This window comes from Collinsella sp. HCP28S3_G2, assembly GCF_052065125.1.
Classification (GTDB): domain Bacteria; phylum Actinomycetota; class Coriobacteriia; order Coriobacteriales; family Coriobacteriaceae; genus Collinsella.
On record NZ_JBQHUO010000006.1, the window covers coordinates 1 to 20605 of the forward strand.

Genomic DNA, 20605 nt, shown 5'->3' on the forward strand with positions numbered 1-20605 from the left:
CACGAGGCGAAGGCAGGTTAAACTGAAGGGGCTGACCCCGGAGGAGTTCCGGAACCAGCCCCTTGCGGCGTAGTTCTTATTTAAGCCGTCCAAGTTTTGGGGTGCAGTTCAACACGGGACGGCCGCCGCTTGCGTTTTATCAAATGGTGCAATGGGGTCAGGTTCACATGCACCAAGTTGGTGCAAAGCAACCTGTCCCCATGCAACAAGGGGTTGACTAGAGCTCGCAGGCGACCTTGTAGCCATCGCCGATGGCGTCGCGAATGTTGCCGCACTTGTTGGCATCGCCCAGCACGTGAGTGGTAACGCCGGCTGCCGCCAGGTCGTCGGCCAGCTTGGTATTGGGACGATAGCCCATAGCAAGCACCAGCGTATCGGCACCGGCGATGGTGTGGACCTCGCCGTCCTTCTCGTAGCTGATAGTGTCCTCGGTAATCTCGGTCACCTTGGCCTCGGTCAGCACGTGAACGCCCTTTGAGAGCATGCGCGTGATGAGCACCGCGCGACCGGCACCACCCTCGTTGGCGGCGAGCGTCTTGGTCATCTCGATGACGGTGACGTCGCGGTTGGCCGGCGACAGGTCGTTGACCAACGGGGCCAGGTAATCGGCCGTCTCGCAGCCAACGGTGCCGCCGCCCACGATGACGATCTTCTTGCCCGGGAAAGCCTTGCCGCCCAACAGGTCGTCAGCCGTCATAACCTGCTTAAAGCCCTGCATGAAGGCCGGGGCGATAGGCTCGGCGCCATAGGCCAGGACGACCTCGTAGTCGGCGTAGTCACGCTGAATGTCCTCGGCAGTAAGCTCGGTGCCAAAGACGCACTTTACGCCGGCCTCGGCCAGGCGACGGTACTGATACTTGATCACGCGGGTGAGTTCCTGCTTTGCCGGCGGAACGGCTGCGATGCGCATCTCGCCGCCCGGCTCGTCCTGCTTATCCACGAGCACCACGTTATGACCGCGTTTGGCGGCAATGTAGGCTGCCTCCATGCCCGCGGGACCGGCGCCCACAACCAGTACGTTCTTGGCCTCGGCGGCAGGCTCGTAGCCTGCCTCGTCGCGCTCAACATCGGGGTTGACGGTGCAGGAGATGCGCTTGCCAAACATAATGCCGTTCAGGCAACGCAGGCAACCGATGCAGGGACGGATCTCGTCGGCGTTGCCAGCGGCTGCCTTGTTGCAGAACTCGGCATCGCACAGATTGGCGCGGCCCATCATACAGATGTCGGCAGCGCCGTCCTCAATCAGCTCCTCGGCGATCCAGGCCTCGTTAATGCGTCCGACGGTGGCGACGGGAATGTTGACGTGCTTTTTGATCTCGCGCGAGCAGGCGGCATGCGAGGCCTGCTGCGTACCGGCGGCGGGAATCGCGGAGCCGCGCTTGATGGTGGTACCGCCCGACACGTGAATCATGTCGACGCCGGCCTTCTCCAGGCGACGCGAGACGTAGATCATGTCGTTGAGGGTCAGGCCGCCATCGGTGTACTCATCGCCCGAGATGCGGACGTCGATGATAAAGTCCTTGCCGCAGCGCTCGCGAATCTCGGCGATGACCTCGAGCAGGAAGCGCATGCGGGCGTCGAGCGAGCCGCCGTACTCGTCGGTACGCTTGTTGTAGAGCGGGGTCAAAAAGCCGCCGAGCATGCCGTGGGCATGTGCCGCGTGGACCTCGACGCCATCGACACCGGCCTTCTGCATACGCACGGCAGCGTCACCAAACTGATGCGTGAGCTCGTGAATCTCATCGACCGTGATAGGACGCGGTGCCTCGCGGGCATAGGACGGGCCCACAAAGGACGGAGCGATCAGGCGCGGCGTGCCCGGAATGTTAAAGGCCATGTAGGCGGGGTGGAAGAGCTGCGGCATGATCTTACAGCCATACTCGTGGACGGCTGCGGCGAGCTTTTCCCAGCCGGGGATAAACGTGTCGTCGTAGCAGCACATGTCACCCGGCAGATAGGTATAGGTGGGCTCAACCGTCACGACCTCGGTAATGATGAGGCCAACGCCGCCCTTGGCACGGGCACGGTAATGATCGACCAAGTCGTCGGTCACATAGCCGTGATCGGCCAAGTTGGTGGACACCGGCGGCATAAAGACGCGGTTCTTAACCTCGGTCGTACCGACCTTGATCGGGCTAAAGAGCATCGGGTAGGCACAGGACTCCATACAGGGTTCCTTTCGTTTGAGCCGCTCGGCGGCAGTTGCTAACACACCTATCGTATCAGCAACTGCCGTATCCGCAGTCATACATGCCCAAGCGCCGTTCGGCTAATGAATACCGCGGCCCAAGTCTTCGGCGATTTTGTCCACGCCCTTAAGTGCGGCGCACGTCTTTTTGTTGGAGCAATGCCCTGTGCAAACGCCACCCTGAGCACAGTCGGCGCAGGTGCCCTTGCGATAGATGCGCACGCATACCGCGACAAACGCAATACCGATAACAGCCAGAACAACAATATCGATAGGTGCCATAGCAAGCCTCCTCTAGTTAACCTCCACTTACTTTACCCCATTTCCACCTGCCAAAAAGGGACAGGTTTATTTTGGTCGGTTTTATCTGCGGAAACGCCACATCTCCCCCACCACCAAAAAGCCCGAGTGTCGCTGGGACACCCGGGCTCGTGGAAAGGGGCTAATCCTTATTCGGACTTAAGCGGAAACTGCGGCGGAAGCAGTGTTGGTCTCGTCCTCGTCGGTCCATGCATGCGCAGGGATAGGACGGAAGATCTGGAAGAGCATCGCAACCAGCAGAACGATGGCCACAATCGTCCAGATACCAAACTGTCCCAACACAAACAGGTTGTAGAACTGGTTGATGAACAGGCCGATCACCCAAGCGAAGGCGCACTCGTAACCGATGGCAATCGCAGTCCATTTGCCCGAGTCCATCTGGTTGCGGATAGTGCCCATGGCGGCAAAGCACGGGGCGCACAGCAGGTTGAAGGCACCGAAGGCAACGCAAGCGCCCATGGTGGGGAACATGCCGGCAAACGCAGTCCACAGGCTCGGGTCGGTCTCGGCGGCGTCGGCAACCGACAGCAGCGAGCCGGCGGTGGCGACGACGTTCTCCTTGGCGACAAGGCCAGAGACAGTCAGCGCGGTGGCCTGCCAGGTGCTAAAGCCGAGCGGGGCGAAGATCCAAGCGACCAGGTTGCCGAGCATGGCAAGCACGGAGTAATCCATGAACTCCTCGGGGATGCCGTCCATTGCAGGCAGGAAGCCAAAGGAACCGTTGTAGCTTCCAAAGTTGGAGAGGAACCAAACCACGACGGTGGATGCGAAGATGACCGTGCCGGCCTTCTTGATAAAGGCCCAGCAGCGCTCCCACACGTGCAGTGCCCAAGAGCGGATCGCCGGGAAGTGGTAGGCAGGAAGCTCCATAACGAACGGCGTCGGGCGGCCGGCGAAGAGCTTGGTCTTCTTGAGCATAAGGCCCGAGGCGATGACGGCGAAGACGCCCAGGAAGTAGAAGAGCGGGCTGATCCACGCCGCGGTGGTGGAAGAATCACCGATGATGGAACCCATGAGCAGGGCGATGATCGGCAGCTTAGCGCCACAGGGAATAAACGTGGTGGTCATGACCGTCATGCGGCGGTCCTTCTCGTTCTCGATGGTCTTGGTGGCCATGACGCCGGGGACGCCGCAGCCCGAGGAAACGAGCATGGGGATGAACGACTTACCGGACAGGCCAAAGCGGCGGAACACGCGGTCCATGATGAAGGCAACGCGAGCCATATAGCCGCAGTCCTCCAGGAAGGACAGCATCACAAAGAGCAGGAACATCTGCGGGACGAAGCCGAAGATAGCGCCCAAACCGCCGACGATGCCGTCACAAACCAGCGAATCGACCAGGCCGCCGTCCTCGGTGCCACCCGCCACAAGGGCGTCGTGCACCACGGTGGTGATACCCGGGACATAGGGGCCGTACTGCGCCGGGTCAACCGAGTCGGCATCGTCGCCCGCAGCCTCGACGGCTGCATCGTAGGCGTCGCGGCCCTGACCGAGCACATACCAACCGTCGGTACCGAAGAGCTGGTCGTTGGTGAAGTCGGTCACCGTGCCACCTAAGGTGGAAACGGCGATGTAGTACACGCAGAACATGATGACCACAAAGATCGGCAGGCCCAGGATACGGTTGGTAACCACACGGTCGATCTTCTCGGAGGTGCTCATCTTGGCCGGAGCCTTGGTGAGGCACTCGTCGATGATGTGCGCGATGACGCCATAGCGCTCACCGGTGATGATGGACTCGGCGTCGTCATCACAGTCCTGCTCGCACTGGGCGACCAGCTCTTCCACGCGAGCGGCCTTCTCCTTGGTGAGGTTGATGAGCTTGCAGGCGTCCGCATCACGCTCGAACAGCTTGACGGCGTAATAGCGACGCTTGTTGGCGGGAACGCTCGCCGGAAGGTTGTTCTCGATGTGGTCCAGAACGTCCTCGATGGAGGAATCGAACTTGTGCTCCGACACCTGGCCCTTGGAAGCAGCGGACTTCTTAACCTGCTCGAACAGCTCCTTAATACCCTTGTTCTTAAGGGCCGAAATCATCATGACCGGACAGCCGAGCTTCTTGGAGAGCTTGTCCGTGTCGATCTTGTCGCCGTTCTTCTCGACCAAGTCGGCCATGTTAAGGGCAACGACCACGGGTAGGCCGATCTCGATAACCTGAAGCGCCAGGTACAGGTTGCGCTCGAGGTTGGTGGCGTCGACCACCTGAACGACGACATCGGGCTCGCCGCTCATGAGGTAATCGCGTGAGCATTGCTCCTCGGGGCTGTAGGGGGAAAGCGAGTAGATGCCGGGGAGGTCCGTGATGGTAACGTTCTTGTCGCTTAGGAGCTTGGCCTCCTTTTTCTCAACCGTGACGCCGGGCCAGTTGCCAACGTAGCCGTTGGCGCCGGTGATCAGGTTGAAAAGCGTGGTCTTGCCGCAGTTGGGGTTACCCGCCAGCGCGACATGGATCTGAGAATCCGCCATTCAATCCTTCTTCCTTGTGAGCCCGCATTGCTTTCTCCGCGCAGGCTGGATAATGTGCTTCAAAGTTGCTGCATTAAGTTAGAAACGTCTAACTTAATCTGCAGAAATATACGCCGTGGGCCCTTACTGGACCTCGACGACGGCCGCCTCCTCCTTGCGGATGGAAAGCTCGTAGCCGCGCACGTTGATCTCGACCGGATCACCGAGCGGTGCAACCTTCACGACCTTGAACGAAGTGCCCTTGATGAGCCCCAGGTCCATAAGGTGGCGGCGAAGTGCGCCCTCACCGTGAAGCTTGACGATGGTAGAGCTCTCGCCCACCTTAACGTCACCCAACGTCTTCATCCTCTTATCCCCCTTTCGGTTTTTATGAAATGCTGCAGATTAACCGACGGTCATGATGTGCATGGCAACCTTGGAATCGATGCCAAAGCGTGAGCCCAGCACCGTGACGATGATATTGGCGCCACTCGAGCTCACCACGTGGATCTCGCTGCCCTCGACAAAGCCGAGGTCCTTGAGACGGTGCTTTATGTCCTCATTGCCCTTTACACGAGACACGTGCACGGTTTCGCCCGCCTTTACCATAGAAAGCGGCATGGCCGGCATCTGCGGTCCGCAAGACATGAGTGAGCTCCTAACATCGGTTCGTCCTCAACATCGACGCGATAAAAGTTAACCGCGCCTATGTTCGAACTAGTAAACTAACACGTGGTTAACTTTTTGGAAAGAATCTCTATTCAGTTTTCGAAAAAGTTTCCCATATTAAACAAAGACACCGCAAAGACGGTCTCTTTGCGGTGCCTTGTCATACCAATGTATGCAACAGAGGGGACTCTCCTTTTTCACATTGTTACGCTTAGAGCGAGAGGTTTCTGATCGACGTGACGCAGGAGGCCTCATCCACGCCCGAAACATGAAAGACGACGCTCTCGCCGCACTCACCATAGAGGGCCATGAGTCCCATGATATCGCGGCCATCCGTGTGGCGATCGCCGATGCTGACCGACACGTCACTACGATGCTTGGCGATAATGTCATAGAGAAGCGCAACCGGGCGGGCATGTAGTCCCAACGGATCTTTAATCGTCTTTGTAAACTCGACCATGTCCCCTCCCGCAGCATCGCACATTTGGCCGGCCAAACCCAGCCACGTGGTAGTTATTGTAGCGTTAGATGCTTGTCGAGAGCGGGACGGAAACCACATCCCACTTCGAGTGTCAACGATGGGACACAGTTTCCGCCAGAAGGCTCAACCGGAAACTGTGCCCCATTATTTTGCCGAATTCTGGGCCGCGCTTTCCCAGAGGACCCCCTTTGGGAAAGCGCGGCCCATTCTGGACGCAGATTCCGGGACGCACTTTCCGCGACGTCCGGTCACCCTATGCCCTCGCAACGCCCGCGCATAAAAAACGAGGGAAGGCACGCGTCCTTCCCTCGTTAGAGACAATATGTAGCCGCTCGCCTACATCAAGCGCAGGCTGACGTCCTTGAGCTGGGCGCCGGAAACGGCACTCGGGGCGCCCGACATAAGGTCGGAGCCGCTGGCCGTCTTGGGGAACGCCATGACGTCGCGGATAGAATCGGAGCCGGTAAGCAGCATGCACACGCGGTCCAGACCCAGGGCAAAACCGCCCATCGGGGGCGCACCAAACTTGAGCGCCTCCATGAGGAAGCCAAACTGCGACTCGGCGCGCTCCTCGGTAAAGCCCAGGAGCTTGAGCATGGACATCTGCATCTCGGCGTTATGGATGCGCATGCCACCGCCGCCGGCCTCAAAACCGTCCATGACAAAGTCGTAGGTGCAGGAACCGGCAGCCAACGGGTCGGCCTCGATCTTGGCGATGTCGGTCTCGGTCGGCAGAGTGAACGGCTGGTGCTCGGCTGCATAGGCCTTGCGGTCCTCATCCCAGTGGAACAGCGGGAAGTTGACGACCCACAGGAAGTCGTGCCCCTCGCGTTTGATCTCGAGTGCGTTGGCCATGTGAGAGCGCATGCCGCCCAGGATCTCGTCAGAGAGCAGGCGCGGGCCGGCGGCGAACATCACGAGGTCGCCAGGCTCGACGTTCATGCGCTCGCGCAGAGCCGCCATCTCCTCGTCCGAGAAGAACTTGACGATGGGGCTGTTGATGGAGCCGTCCTCGCGGAAAGCGATCCAGGCCAGACCCTTGGCGCCAAACGTGGAGGCCACGCCGGCGAGCTTATCGATCTTGGCACGTGCCCAGGCACCGGCACCCTTGGCGTTGATGGCCTTGACGACAGAGCCCTCCTCGTTTGCGGCAGTCGCAAAGACCTTGAACTTGGAGTTAGCAAAGATGTCGGTCAGATCGACCAGATGCATGCCATAGCGGGTATCGGGCTTGTCGGAGCCATAGGTGTCCATGGCCTCCCAGTAGTCCATGCGACGCAGCGGCGTGGGCATCTCGACACCCATGCGACCGAAAGCATCGGCCAGGACCTCTTCGAGTGCGCTCATGACGTCGTTCTGGTCCACGAAGGACATCTCGATATCGACCTGGGTGAACTCGGGCTGACGGTCGGCACGCAAGTCCTCGTCGCGGAAGCACTTGGCAACCTGGTAGTAGCGCTCGACGCCACCGACCATGAGCAGCTGCTTTAGGAGCTGCGGGGACTGCGGCAGGGCGTAGAAGTTGCCCGGCTGAATACGGCTGGGAACGATGAAGTCGCGGGCGCCCTCGGGCGTAGACTTGAACAGGGAGGGCGTCTCGACCTCCATGAACTCACGGTTGTGAAGCGCCTCGCGAATGGCAAAGGTGAAGTCGGAGCGCAGCTTGAGGTTGGCCATCATCTCGGGACGACGGAGGTCCAGATAGCGATAGCGCAGACGGGTGTCCTCGCTGGTCTCGATGCCGTCCTCGATCTGGAACGGCGGAGTAACGGAGGTGTTGAGCACCTCGGCGTGGTCGGTCAGGACCTCGATCTCGCCGGTCGCGAGCTTGGCGTTGGTGGTTTCCTCGCCACGGGCGCGCACGACGCCGTGAATCTTGATGGGCCACTCGGGACGCATGGTCTCGGCGATCTTAAAGGCATCGCCGTCGGAGTGCTCGGGGTCGAAGGTAAGCTGCGTGATGCCCTCGCGGTCGCGAAGGTCGCAGAAAATAAGGCCGCCGTGGTCGCGGCGACGGCTCACCCAACCGGTGAGGGTGACCTCTTCGCCCACGTTCTCGCGGCGAAGCTCGCCGCAGGTATGGGTGTGCATGGAATGCTCGTCGATGGGACGGGTCTGGCTCATACCAGTGATCCTCCTTTATGGATCTGTGCCGCCCCGTGTCGTTCCGGGCGGCGTCGTACAGATTTGCCCAGCCTGCGTAAACCGCGCAGCCGGACATGGCGTTCTATCTTATCGCACCCGCGCCGATGTACCGCGAAAAAGTGGCTCCCGCTCAAAGACTTGACGGAGACGAAACAATTGGCGCACCGCACTGCCCGCCCGCGCTTGTCACGTGCGACAATGTGCCTACAATACAACCGCACTCGGAAAGGCCCACCATGACTTCACGCCTCATCGTTATGGATATCGATTCCACGCTCATCAACCAGGAGGTCATCGACCTGTTGGGCGAGGAGGCAGGCGTGGGCGGGCAAGTTGCGCGGATCACCGAACGCGCCATGCGCGGTGAGCTCGACTTTAAGCAGGCGCTCGAGGAGCGCGTGGGCCTGCTTGCCGGCCTGGACGAGAGCGTTTTCGAGCGCACCTTTGAGCGCGTGACGTTTACCCCCGGCGCACTGGAGCTTGTGCGCTCGGCGCACAGCAAGGGCTGGAAGGTCGGCGTGGTAAGCGGCGGCTTCCACGAGGTCGCCGACAAGATCGTAGCTGCCGCGGGCATCGATTTTTGCCTGGCCAACCGCCTGGAGGTCGTAGACGGCAAGCTCACGGGCAAGCTGGCGGCAGACATTGTGACCAAGGAATCCAAGCTCATCCAGCTACTGGATTGGGCTGTTGAGTGCGGTGTCGATATGGCCCATACCGTGGCGATCGGCGACGGCGCCAACGACATCCCCATGATTCAGGCCGCGGGCACGGGCATCGCATTTTGCGCCAAGCCCAAGACGCGCGAAGCCGCCCCGTTTGCCATCGACGAGCGCAACCTGATGCTCGCCATGGATATCATCCTGCGTGACTAGCCGATCCATCTAACAACAGAATCAAATCCCCTATATCTAGTTTCCGAACAATTTTGTCTTAGTGTTCGGAAACATACCCTTTGAGTGCTAGACTTTGCGCCGTCGAAGGGAAGATATATGGATAAGCGAGATCTTGAGCAGTTACTGAGCGATGTTGCCGGCGGATCAGTCACCCCCGCCGACGCCCTTACGCGCATCCAAACGGCGCCAACCGCCGATCTGGGTTTTGCGCAGCTCGATCTTTCGCGCGGGGTGCGCCAGGGGGCCGGTGAGGTTGTCTACGGCGCCGGCAAAACCGCCGAGCAGATTGCAGCCATTATCAAAGCGCTGCGCGATGCCGGTCAGGAGCGCACCCTGGTTACGCGCCTGGATGCCGAAAAAGCAGCCCGTACCTCGGAGCTCCTCGACAACGGTATCGACCTGGGATATGTCCCGGACGCCCAGCTCGCCCTCGTGGGCGGCAAGCCCTCCCCTACCGGTAACGGACGCATCGTTGTCGCCTGCGCCGGCACGAGCGACTTGCCCGTCGCCGAGGAAGCCGCGTTGACGGCCGAGTTCTACGGCAACGAGGTCGACCGCCTCTACGACGTAGGCGTCGCCGGCCTGCACCGCTTGCTCGCGCATGCCGAGGAACTTGCCCAGGCACAGGTGGTCATCGCCATCGCCGGCATGGAGGGCGCGCTGGCGAGCGTTATCGGCGGTCTGGTAAGCTGTCCGGTCATCGCCGTTCCCACCAGCGTGGGCTACGGCGCGAGCTTTGGTGGCGTAGCCGCGCTGCTCGCCATGCTCAACTCCTGCGCCAGCGGCGTTTCGGTCGTCAATATCGACAATGGCTTTGGTGCCGCCTACCAGGCAAGTCTTATCAATCATCTGAGCGCCGGAACACCCTGCGCCCGTTAAGGAGCATTCCATGTCCAACCATCAGCATACGCTTATCATCGACGGCACCTCGGGCATCAGCGGCGATATGACCGTCGCGGCCCTGCTCGACCTGGGCGCCAGCGAGGAGCACCTGCGCGAACAGCTCGCCACACTTCCGGTCGGCGGCTTTGAGGTTGCCGTTACACGTGCAAACAAGCATGGCATCGACGCCTGCGACTTTGACGTTCAGCTGGCAGAGGAGCTCGAGAACCACGACCACGACATGGCCTGGCTCTTTGGCAACGAAGCAGCTGCCGAGCACACGCACGAGCATGAGCACCACCATCATGATCATGGCGAACACGAACACGAGCACCGCCACGAGCATGACCATGAGGCTCACGGCCATGGCCACGAGGACCATCACCACGCCCACCACCATCACCACCGTTCTTTGGCGGACGTCACCGCCATCATCGACGGCTCACAGCTAAGCGATGGTGCCAAGCGTCGCGCGCTCGCCATCTTTACCGCGCTCGCCGCCGCCGAGGCCAAAGCCCACGGCAAAACGCCCGACACCGTCATGTTCCACGAGGTGGGCGCCATCGACTCCATCGTTGACATTTGCTCGGTCGCCATCTGCCTCGACGACCTGGGCATTGAGGATGTTGTGGTCGAGTCGCTCTCCGAGGGCCACGGAACCATCCGCTGCGCCCACGGCCTCATGCCCATTCCCGTCCCCGCTGTCGTCAACCTGTGCCAGGCAGGCAATATCGCCCTCACGCCTGCACCGGTCGCCGGCGAGCTCGTGACGCCAACGGGCGCCGCCATCGTCACCGCGCTGCGCACGTCCGACCAACTGCCCTCACGCTACCACATCGAAGCCGTCGGCTACGGCGCCGGCAAACGCCCCTACGAGGGTTGCTCCGGCACGCTCCGCTGTCTGCTCGTTCACGCGGACGCATAGCCATGGATGCCCGCAAGGCAAAAAGCCGCGCTACCATCGTTGCGGCGTTCTCCGAGCTCCTGCGCGAAGAGGACTACGGCAAGATTACCGTCGGCGACATCATCGCTCGCGCCCATGTAGGTCGGGCAACGTTCTACGGCCTCTTTAAGAGCAAAGATGACCTGCTCGCTGAGTTCGTGTGCGATATCTGCACCCATGCCCTCGACGATGACGGTACACCCCTCAATGACCCGCTCGTACAGGTCGAGCATATCCTCAACAACCTCTGGGATCGTCGTCAGGGCGTACGCGCCCTCGTAGCCGGCGCCGGCTCGCGCGTCTTCGCCGACTGTCTCCGCAAGACCATCATGTCGCGCGCAGCCGAAACCGTCCCTGTCGACCCCGCAGGCCCCGCCAGCACCATGGATCGCAACTTCCTCCTCCACCACATAGCCTCAAGCTTCGTAGCCACCGTCCAATGGTGGGCCTGGCACAACTTTCAAGCAGATAAGGCCGACGTAGCCAAAGACTACCTCTCAGCCATAAAACCCCTCTTCACCTAAGTAAGAGGCTCATCCCAAAGCATCGCCCCAACCCAAGGCGCCACGCATCCCAACGTGTCACTCGCACTTCAACGCCCCCCCCAACAGCGACAAGCCCCTCCCATCCAAATTCAGATATATATGTTGGGTTGCTTGTACGAATGCAACAAAGACCCCGCAGCTGTCCGCATGGGGTAACTTCCCAGCGCATTCCGCAGGACGAAAGAACCCCCGCCGCACGAAGTGCGCAGCGGGGGTTCTTTCATGTCCGAGGACGCGCTGGGAAGTTACCCCATGCGGCCAGCGGACAACTATGTGGCCTTGGACTAGAACATGCCCAAGAAACCGTGCACAAACAGCGCGGCCAGAGCGGCACCGATATACGGAGCGATGCCAGGAACGAGCAGGCCGTACTTCCAGTTGTTGTCAGCCTTGTTCTTGATCGGCAGCACCTGATAGGCCATGCGAGGACCAAGGTCGCGTGCCTGGTTCATGGCGAAGCCGGTGATGCCACCCATGCCCATGCCAACGGCCCAAACGATCAGGCCGACGCAGATAGCGAGCATCAGAACGTTCTCGCCGGCGCGGCTAGCGACAGCAAGGATGGCGCTGATGAACACAAAGGTGCAGATAGCCTCACAGAAGAAGTTGCGGGCATAGTTCGTGCCCTCGGTGGTGGGGTTGGTCGAGAAGATGTTGCGCTGGGCAATGGGGTCGACGACGCCCTCGGAAGCCTTGAACTCATCGGTATACATAAACCAAGCGATTACGGCGCCCACAAAGCCGCCGAGCATATCGGCAATCATGAAGGGGATGCAGCTGCTCCACGGCACCAGACCGACGATGCACTGGGCAAGCACCATAGCCGGGTTCATGCACACGGCGCCGCCAAAGACAAACAGGCAGACCGAGATGCCAAAAGACCAGGTGGTGATGGCAAACATGTGGCCGGAGCCCTGATACTTGGTGCCCTTAAGCACGGTATCGCAGTGTACGCCCACGCCAAAGATGATCATGAGGGCCGTTGCGCCGAATTCGCAGAGGAGTTTGGTAAGCATAAAACCTTATCTTTCTTGTCGGTTACAAACGATTCGTTTAGGCCGCGCGCTAGTGCTGAGCGACGACAACGCCCAGGCCATCGGGAATGACGGCTACCTTGGCATCGGCACCCTTCATTTCAAAGGCGAGCTTGAGCGCCTCCTCGAGGGTGTTGACCGGCGTCATATGCATATCCTTGAGCATCTGGTGATCGCACAGGTCGGTGACCATGATCACAGGGTGATGCGCCAAGATGCGGGCAAAAATCTGGCTCGTCCACTGGTCGGGCAGGGTCTCGTCCTTAGGACGGTCGATGCAGGCGCGCTCAAACTCTGCCGGATCGTTGTCGGCGATGTTGTGATAGAAGCCCTCGCCACCGTGACCATCGGCGCAACCGGCGACATCGATGATCACGCCGCCCTCGGGAAGTGTGGCCTCGGCAGCGCACATGCCCTTCACGGCCTGATAGACGTTCTGATCGAGCGGATAGCCACCGTTGGTGGTGATGGCAATCTCGCACTCGACGGGCTCAACGCCGGCAAGACTCTTCACGAACTCGCAGCCGGCCTCGTGCGCCTTGTGAATGTCGCCGGCAAAGGAGCCGATGACCTCGTGCTTGCCGTTGAGCACCACGTTGAGCACAAAGGCAAGGTGAGCCATCTCGGCAGCGGCAAACATGTCCTCGCTCACGTGGTTGTGGCACAGGTTGCCGGCGCGCGAATGGGAATCGTTCACAAACTGGCCGTTGTGGTTGTACATGATGGTCTTGTAGCTGGCGATGCCGGGCAGCACGGACTTGCGGCTGCCAGAAAAACCGGCAAAGAAGTGCGGCTCAATGAAGCCCTCGGCAAGCAGTAGATCGCAATCGGCGGCAATCTTGTTGATGATGCACTCGCCACCAGAAGGCAGGGTGCCAATCTTTTCCATCATGCTGTCGTCGGTCGCGACGTGCATGACAATTTCCTCGTTGGCAACGATCTCCTCGCCATACTTGTTGACGAGTTCCTCGTGCGTCGATGGACGATGCATACCCGTAGCAACCAGAATGCGAACGCGCGCCTCAGGCGCAGCGGAGTGGATGTGATGCAGCAGAATAGGCATCGTCACACGCGAGGGAACGGGGCGCGTATGGTCGGAGCTAATGATGACAATATCCTTCTTGCCAGCGCAAAGCTCCTCGAGCGAAGGCGATCCATAAGGGTTGGCAAGCGACTCCTCTACCAGCTCTTCCTGCGATTTTGCAGTCTTAAACTCGTTTTGGTGACCTTCCATCACACCCGCGAAGTTCTTATCCTCGAGCTCCAGATGCAATGTCTTGTGGTCAAACGGCAGTTCACATTCAAACAATGACGAGCGCCCTCTTCCTTTCAGCTGACACACTAGATAAACCGTTGGAAGGATACGCCGCTCACCGAAAAACGCCACCGTCCACCGAGTCGTTAACACAACGTTCATATTTGACCCACAACAAAACGGCCGCGATCCCAAGAGGGACCGCGGCCTCCTGTCAAAGAAGCTATGGGCAGGGTGGATTACGCAGCGCCGAGGCAAACATCAATCCTGTGGCATGCGCGTGTAAGCTATCTTGCATAAAAAGGTCAATATACTGCATAGAATGACGCATTGGGTTTCGAACCGCAACATGGTAGCCCCCTCCGGAGCGTGCATTTTTGCGAATATTCAGCATCGCAAGATAAGATTTTGGTGTCAAAAGTCTTTCAAAAGGTAGATCGTCCTCATGACTCGTCCCATCTGGATAACATGCGGCGAGAAACCAGCCATATATGAGCATCGCCAAGGCCCAATTGTCTTGCAAAATCATCAACAAAGGCAGCGAGGGCCGGCTATGGCCTTATGCATCGATCTTTGGCTGCTGAAAACTCCGTTTTTTGCACGTCGCCCCAGGCACCACCCTCACCCAGCGGCCTTCCGCCGAAGCTGGACATCGCAGGGCCCGCCATCAGTTTACTTTTAGGCACACTCCGCAGGACGCAAGAAGCCCTCGCCGCACGAAGTGCGCAGCGAGGGCTTCTTGCATGTCCGAGGACGTGCCTAAAAGTAAACATATGGCAGGCCCGGACGACTACAGGGCTATCGATTACCCCGTGTTCTGCAGACCTGCCGAGACGCCGGTCACAGTCGAAAGAATCAGGCTCATGTACTCTGCCTTCTTCTCCTCGGCCATCTCGTCCTGGTTCATACGCACCTCGCGAAGGGCGCGGACCTGGGCGATGGACAGGGCGTCGACGTAGGGGTTACGCACGCGAACGGCACAGCCGAGCACGCGACGACGCTGCAGCGGCCACTCGTCACCGACGATGGCAAGGACCCACTTACGGGTGAGTTGCATCTCGGTAAAGACCTTCTTGGACAGATCATCGCGGTCGCCCAGATGCAGATACATCTTGGCAATGCGCTGATCGGTCTTAGCAATCGACATCTCGATGTTATCGATAAAGGTGCGGAAGAACGGCCACTCCTGGTAGGCAGCCTTGAGCTGGTCAAGATCGCCCAGCTGCTCGCAGGCGGTGCCCAGGCCGTACCAAGCGGCCAGGTTAATGCGTGCCTGGCTCCAGCTGAAAATCCACGGAATGGTACGCAGGTCGTCGAGCGACTTGGCACCCAAGCCGCGCTTGGCGGGACGCGAGCCAATCGGCAGCAGACCGACCTCGGTCAGCGGCGTCACAGTCGAGAACCACGGTGCAAAGTCCTCGGTGTTCAGCAGGTCCAGATAGCGCTCGTGGCTTGCGGCGTTGAGTTTCTCGGCCATATCCCAGAACTTCTGCGTGGTCTCGGTGTTGGTCTTCTCGACGCTCGGGGCCGACTGCAAAAGCGTTGCGGCGGCAACGGACTCAACATGGCGCTGAGCCAGCGTGCGGTTGCCGTAACGGGCAAAGATGACCTCACCCTGCTCGGTGAGCTTAAAGAAGCAGTTGACCGAACCCTTGGGCTGCGCCAGTACGGCCTTGTTGGCCGGGCCGCCACCACGGCCCACGGCGCCGCCGCGACCGTGCATGAGCACCAGGTCGATATCGTTCTTCTCGGCCCACTTGGCGATGCGCTCCTGCGCGGAGTGCAGCGCAAGCATGGCCGTGGTAGGACCGGCATCCTTGGAGGAGTCGGAGTAGCCCAGCATAACCTCCATGCGGCGGTTGGTCTGGGCAAGACGCTTCTGCACCACGGGCAGCGTAAGCATCTGGTCGAGCACGTCGACGCAGCCCTCGAGGTCCTCGAGCTGCTCGAACAGCGGGATCACGTCGAGCTCGGGAACGTCCTCCTCGTGTGCGAAGGACAGGTGGGCCAGCTCAAAGACGTCGGCCACATGCTGGGCACTCTTGGTAAACGAGATGATGTAGCGGTGTGCCATCTTCTTACCGTAGCGCTTTTGGATGGAGCCGATAGCGCGGAAGGTGTCGATGACCTCGCGCGTCATGGGCTGCAGGTCGCCATGGATACCGTTTTCGTGGATATCCTTGAGGGCGCGGGCATGCACCACGGAGTGCTGACGGAACTCCATCTCGACCATATGGAAGCCGAAGGACTCGACCTGCCAGATGATGGTCTGCACCGGGCCGTAGGCGGCACGGACGGCACCGCAGGCAGCCAGCGAACGCTGAACGACGCGCAGGTCATCCAGGAACTCGTCGGCGCTGTGATACATGGTGTCGGTGATACGGCGTACGGTGGCGTTCAGACGGTCGGCCATGACGAGCATGACGGCGCGATGCGGCTCGTGCTCGGAGATAATCTCGGCGCGGGCCGTGTAATGGGCACTCATCTCGACCTGATGGTTCCACAGGTTGATAAGCTCGGCAGACGGCTTGCTGTAGGTGGCCTCGAGCGTGAGGTTGCGGCCGATGCGGCGGCACTTGTCCTCGAGCTTGAGCACCATGTGGGTGAAGTACTTGGCGGCGACCTCACGGCTCACCTTGGCGGTAACGTTGGGGTTACCGTCGCGGTCGGAACCGATCCAGCTGCCGGGATGGAAGAACGCCGGGCACAGCGGCGGCACGGTACCGGCCTTGTCACCCAGCACCCAGTCGTCAAAGCGACGATAGATGACGGGGATGACGTCGAACAGCGTGTTATCGAAGATGTCGATGATGGTATCGGCTTCCTCGACCGGCGTGGGCTTCTTGAGCGCGATGGGGCTCGTACGCACCAGGGCGTCGATCTCCTGCAGCATATGGCGCTCGTTCTCCACCAGGTCGGAGCCGCCCAGACGCGGACGCTCCTCCAGCAGGTTAGAGATACGGCGAATCTTGCCCTCGACGGCCTTGCGACGGGCCTCGGTGGGATGCGCGGTAAAGACGGGATGGAACTCAAGCTTGCCGAGCAGCTCGTTGGCGCCCTCGACACCCATCTCATCCACCAGCTGGTGATAGGCGACGGTGAGTTCGTTGGCGGGATCGACCTCGGTATCGGTCGATGCGCCGGCCTCACGCTCGCGCAGCTGCTTCACACGGTAGTTCTCCTCCGACAGGTTTGCCAGATGGAAGAAGCTCGTAAAGGCGCGGACGATAACCTGCTGCTTATCGAGCGGTAGGCTGTCGATCAAATCGACGACCTCGCGAAACGCCACAGCAGTGGGCTCGTCGGCGGTGGGCACGCCCTGCTCGTCGACGGCCTCGTCGGCGGCACGGCTACCGGGGTTGCCGGCATTGGCCACGATCTCGGCCGACAGAATCTTGTCGAACAGGTCCGCGATCTCGGGATCATACTCGCTAAGCACACGGCGCTCCAGGCGCAGGAACAGCGCAAGGTTGTCGCGCAGCTCCTCGGGAATCTCAATCTCGGCGAGACGCTCCCTGGACTCGGCATTCGAGCCGATTCGGTTAACGAGGCGGTTGACCACGGCAGCGACGCGCGCCGCGGCTTCGGGTACAGACTGGTTGCTCAGGTTCTCAGCCACGTTTCCTCCCATTCCTCCTTCTATGCACGTAACATGCGGTATTCATTATAGGCACTTGAGAAATACTTTCGACATTGATTGCGCTTTACCACACAAAAGTATTTTCTGCATTGCAAGGCTTTTTGCCCCAAATGGTCGTATTTCTCGGTGGACGGCATATGCAAACGGGGACATTCCGCATAAAAGCGAAACACCCCCGTAACAATCGTTCGCCGCGAGCGGGACGCGTTAGCGGACCCGCAGCTCAAAATGATGCCCTACAGGCGCTCTCGAACCGCCTCGACAACGTTGGCCAGATCGACCAGCACCTCGTCATGGCTCTGCATGTCGCGCACCTTGACCTTGCCGGCGGCAAGCTCGTCGCCGCCCAAGACCAAAATGAGCTTGGCGCCCACCTTGTCGGCCTGCTTAAACTGAGCCTTGAGCGAACGACCCTGATAGTCTGCCTCGGTCACGATGCCTGCGGCGCGAAGCTTCTGCGTAATGGCAAAAACGTTCTGACGCAGTTCCTTGCCGGCGTTGGCAACGTAGACACACGGAGCCTCATCGGCGCCCAGGTCGCTGCCAAAGGCCTGCAGGGCCAGCAGGGCGCGCTCAAAACCGACGGCGAAGCCGACACCGGCCGTGGGCTTGCCGCCCTCGAGCTCGACCAGGCCGTCGTAGCGGCCGCCGCCACCGATGGAGCCGACGCCGGCGCCGGGGGCCTCGACCTCAAAGACGGTACGGGTGTAGTAGTCCAGGCCGCGCACCAGGGTGGGATCCTCGACATACTCGATGCCGGCGGCATCCAGATAGCGCTTGACCTGCTCGTAGTGCTCGCGGCACTCGTCGCACAGGTTGTCGCCCATCAGCGGGGCCTCGGCCATGATCTCGCGGCAATGGTCGTTCTTGCAGTCGAAGGCGCGCAGCGGGTTGAGCTCGGCGCGCTCGCGGCACTCATCGCACATCTCGTCGGCGTGATCGAGAATGAACTGCTTGACCTGCTCGCGATAGGCCGGACGGCACTGGGCATCACCCATCGAGTTAATGAGCAGACGGAGCTTGGAAAGATCGAAGCCCAGACGCTTGTAGAACTCCATGAGCATAATGATGCACTCGGCGTCCGCAGCCGGATCGGGAGCACCGAGCCACTCGATGCCCACCTGATGGAACTGACGCAGGCGGCCCTTCTGGGGGCGCTCGCCGCGGAACATGGCCTCGGCATAGTAGGCCTTAAACGGCGTGGAGCCCTGGGGCACCAGGTTGTTCTCCACGACGGCGCGCACCACGCCGGCAGTGCCCTCGGGACGAAGCGCCAAGCGCTGTTTGGGCTTGAGCTTGGCATCGGTGCCCTCGGTAAAGACACGCTCCAGATTGGCGCCGCTAAACACGCGGAACATCTCCTTGCGCACGACATCGGTCGACTGGCCGATGCCGTGGACAAACACGTCCACCTGCTCGATCGCGGGCGTCTCGATGGGCTTAAAGCCAAACGGCTCGAACACGCCGGCAGCGATCCGCTGCATCTTTTGCCAGGCGCGCATCTCGGCGCCGATAAGGTCGCGGGTTCCCTCCGCCTTCTGTGCCTGCATGGGCAAACACCTTTCTTTTAGTATCGCGTCATAGGTAGTGGTCATTATACGGCACAAAAACAAAACGCGGCGACGCGTCTGACCGAACGAGGGTATGGGGGCTCGTTCGGCCAGACGTGCCGCCGCTGCAGCCGATCCGCTTTCCTCCGCCCCCCCTCGAATCACACAATCTGTTGGGGACAGAGGAAAACGGATCATTTTGTATGCCCGTGGCCGCCTTGGAAACCGAATGATGGTACGAGCATCCATTCGGCTTCCAAGGCGGCCACGGACAGAACACGGGGCGAACAGAAAAGAGCGACGGACGTCTACTCCCCCGCCACGCTCGCACGCAGCTTAGCGGCGATGGGCTCGGATGCCAGCAGGAATACGAACATGACCACAGAACACACCAGGCACACGATCCAGGTGCTCGCAAAGGAGCCCGTGGCATCGAACAGCACGCCCGAGACAATGGCACCCACGGTGCCGCCGACCATCTCGAGCGAGGTAATGGTGCCCGTGACCTTGCCCAGATCGGCCATGCCAAACTGCTTGGACGCGGCGATAGTGGGCGTGATGGTGCCCATGCACGTTCCGACACCAAAGCTCACGGCAGCCACGATGGGACCAAGATCGGTCGCGGGGAAGCACAGGGCGACGCAGGCGATAATGCACGCAACGGATCCCAACACGTTGCCAAAACGTAGGCCAAAGCGATCGTAAATGACGCCGAGCGAAATCTTGGCGATAACGACGGTGACCATATAGGCCGAAAGCACAGTGCCCGCCCACACGGGGTCGTGACCGCCCGTGACGATCTTGGCGCCGTTGACGGTAACGCTCGTCATGTTGGTGACCTGGTTGGGCAAGATGGCACCGTTAACGAGGCCCATAAAGAGAAAGGCGACGACAAGCAGCCAAAACGCCGGGCTCTTCTTGATGCGAGACCAACCGACGTTAACCTCGGGAGCCGTGTGCTCGTCCTTGTCGCCAGCTGTCGAGACGGACGGATCGCCCGGGTTCTCGCCGAGCGGCTTAAGGCCTATCTCAGAAGGCTTGGTGCGGAAGGAATAGGCCGTGATGGGCAGCGCCGCCACCATGCAGATGGCCGCGAGCACCAGGAAGGCGGAACGCCAGCCAACGCTCACGATAAGCGAGCTCACGGTGGGAGAAAGAACAGCGCCTCCAAAGCCCGAGCCCGAAAGTGCTATGGAAATCGCAAGACCTCGCTTGGCCGTAAACCAGTTGGCGGTAACAAGACTAATGAGCAGGCGGGTCGAGGCGACGGCAAAGCAGCCCGAGACGGCAAAGAGCACGTAGACCTGCCACAACTCACCGACAAAGCTCATCCCGGCAAGAACGGCAGAGGTGGCGATAACGGTAAGGGAACCCAAGATGCGACCGCTCACTTTGTCGGCAACATGGCCAATGACAAGCGAGCCGACAACGCTCACCACGGTTGAGATGGCGTTGGAGATGTTGTACTGAGCAAGGGAAATGCCCAAGTCGCTCACGATAAGCGGCTGAAACAGGCTCATGCAGTTAACGAAAATCGTGTAACACGTGGCCATGATGACAAAGCCGGAGGCCACGACGAGCCAGCCGGGGAAGAATTTATGCTGCTGGGACATG

The 20605-nt window shown here is 60.3% G+C and carries 17 protein-coding genes; 5 read left to right on the top strand and 12 right to left on the bottom strand.

Going from position 1 to position 20605, the window contains the following annotated elements; all coding sequences use genetic code 11:
* On the top strand, window positions 1-73 hold a 73-nt coding region (locus ACTNB2_RS04830), incomplete at its 5' end, for an IS3 family transposase (protein ID WP_441038702.1).
* A 144-nt stretch (window positions 74-217) separates the two neighbouring features.
* On the opposite strand, the gene ACTNB2_RS04835 is transcribed toward ACTNB2_RS04830, so the two are convergent.
* From ACTNB2_RS04835 to aspS, 7 genes are all read right to left on the bottom strand, one after another.
* Window positions 218-2167 (bottom strand): NAD(P)/FAD-dependent oxidoreductase, encoded by a 1950-nt coding sequence (locus tag ACTNB2_RS04835; protein WP_441042498.1) that lies wholly within the window; start codon window positions 2165-2167, stop codon window positions 218-220.
* A 102-nt stretch (window positions 2168-2269) separates the two neighbouring features.
* Window positions 2270-2470, bottom strand: a complete 201-nt coding sequence (locus ACTNB2_RS04840) for a hypothetical protein (RefSeq protein ID WP_117634210.1) — start codon at window positions 2468-2470, stop codon at window positions 2270-2272.
* Window positions 2471-2647: 177 nt separating this feature from the next.
* A complete protein-coding gene (gene feoB / locus ACTNB2_RS04845) occupies window positions 2648-4975 on the bottom strand; it encodes a ferrous iron transporter B (RefSeq protein WP_441042499.1) in 2328 nt (775 codons plus the stop codon).
* Between the two features lie 123 nt (window positions 4976-5098).
* A complete protein-coding gene (locus tag ACTNB2_RS04850; protein ID WP_006234774.1) occupies window positions 5099-5320 on the bottom strand; it encodes a FeoA family protein in 222 nt (73 codons plus the stop codon).
* A 39-nt stretch (window positions 5321-5359) separates the two neighbouring features.
* Window positions 5360-5602, bottom strand: a complete 243-nt coding sequence (locus ACTNB2_RS04855) for a FeoA family protein (RefSeq protein WP_427747574.1) — start codon at window positions 5600-5602, stop codon at window positions 5360-5362.
* 232 nt (window positions 5603-5834) lie between these two features.
* On the bottom strand, window positions 5835-6083 hold the full coding sequence (locus ACTNB2_RS04860) for an HPr family phosphocarrier protein (RefSeq protein ID WP_441042500.1): 249 nt from the start codon (window positions 6081-6083) through the stop codon (window positions 5835-5837).
* Between the two features lie 357 nt (window positions 6084-6440).
* Entirely contained in the window at window positions 6441-8228 is a 1788-nt protein-coding gene (aspS, locus tag ACTNB2_RS04865) for an aspartate--tRNA ligase (protein WP_427719815.1), read from the bottom strand.
* A 257-nt stretch (window positions 8229-8485) separates the two neighbouring features.
* On the opposite strand from aspS, the gene serB reads away from it, so the two are divergent.
* From serB to ACTNB2_RS04885, 4 genes are all read left to right on the top strand, one after another.
* Window positions 8486-9121 carry a phosphoserine phosphatase SerB gene (serB, locus tag ACTNB2_RS04870; protein WP_427795050.1) on the top strand — a complete coding sequence of 212 codons (636 nt, stop codon included), beginning with the start codon at window positions 8486-8488 and terminating at the stop codon, window positions 9119-9121.
* A 117-nt stretch (window positions 9122-9238) separates the two neighbouring features.
* A complete protein-coding gene (gene larB, locus ACTNB2_RS04875; protein WP_441042501.1) occupies window positions 9239-10021 on the top strand; it encodes a nickel pincer cofactor biosynthesis protein LarB in 783 nt (260 codons plus the stop codon).
* 10 nt (window positions 10022-10031) lie between these two features.
* On the top strand, window positions 10032-10949 hold the full coding sequence (locus ACTNB2_RS04880; protein ID WP_441042502.1) for a LarC family nickel insertion protein: 918 nt from the start codon (window positions 10032-10034) through the stop codon (window positions 10947-10949).
* A 2-nt stretch (window positions 10950-10951) separates the two neighbouring features.
* Window positions 10952-11491, top strand: coding sequence for a TetR/AcrR family transcriptional regulator (locus ACTNB2_RS04885; protein WP_441042503.1), 540 nt, complete (start codon window positions 10952-10954; stop codon window positions 11489-11491).
* 305 nt (window positions 11492-11796) lie between these two features.
* Here ACTNB2_RS04885 and larD read toward each other — a convergent pair whose 3' ends face one another.
* From larD to ACTNB2_RS04910, 5 genes are all read right to left on the bottom strand, one after another.
* Window positions 11797-12528 (bottom strand): D/L-lactic acid transporter LarD, encoded by a 732-nt coding sequence (gene larD / locus ACTNB2_RS04890; protein WP_441042504.1) that lies wholly within the window; start codon window positions 12526-12528, stop codon window positions 11797-11799.
* Between the two features lie 49 nt (window positions 12529-12577).
* On the bottom strand, window positions 12578-13855 hold the full coding sequence (larA, locus tag ACTNB2_RS04895) for a nickel-dependent lactate racemase (protein WP_427748316.1): 1278 nt from the start codon (window positions 13853-13855) through the stop codon (window positions 12578-12580).
* Between the two features lie 751 nt (window positions 13856-14606).
* Window positions 14607-17420 (bottom strand): phosphoenolpyruvate carboxylase, encoded by a 2814-nt coding sequence (locus ACTNB2_RS04900; protein WP_441042505.1) that lies wholly within the window; start codon window positions 17418-17420, stop codon window positions 14607-14609.
* Between the two features lie 257 nt (window positions 17421-17677).
* Window positions 17678-18991, bottom strand: a complete 1314-nt coding sequence (hisS, locus tag ACTNB2_RS04905) for a histidine--tRNA ligase (RefSeq protein ID WP_427729192.1) — start codon at window positions 18989-18991, stop codon at window positions 17678-17680.
* Between the two features lie 308 nt (window positions 18992-19299).
* Complete coding sequence (locus ACTNB2_RS04910; RefSeq protein WP_441042506.1) at window positions 19300-20604, bottom strand: MFS transporter; 1305 nt, start codon at window positions 20602-20604, stop codon at window positions 19300-19302.
* Window position 20605 lies beyond the last annotated feature (1 nt).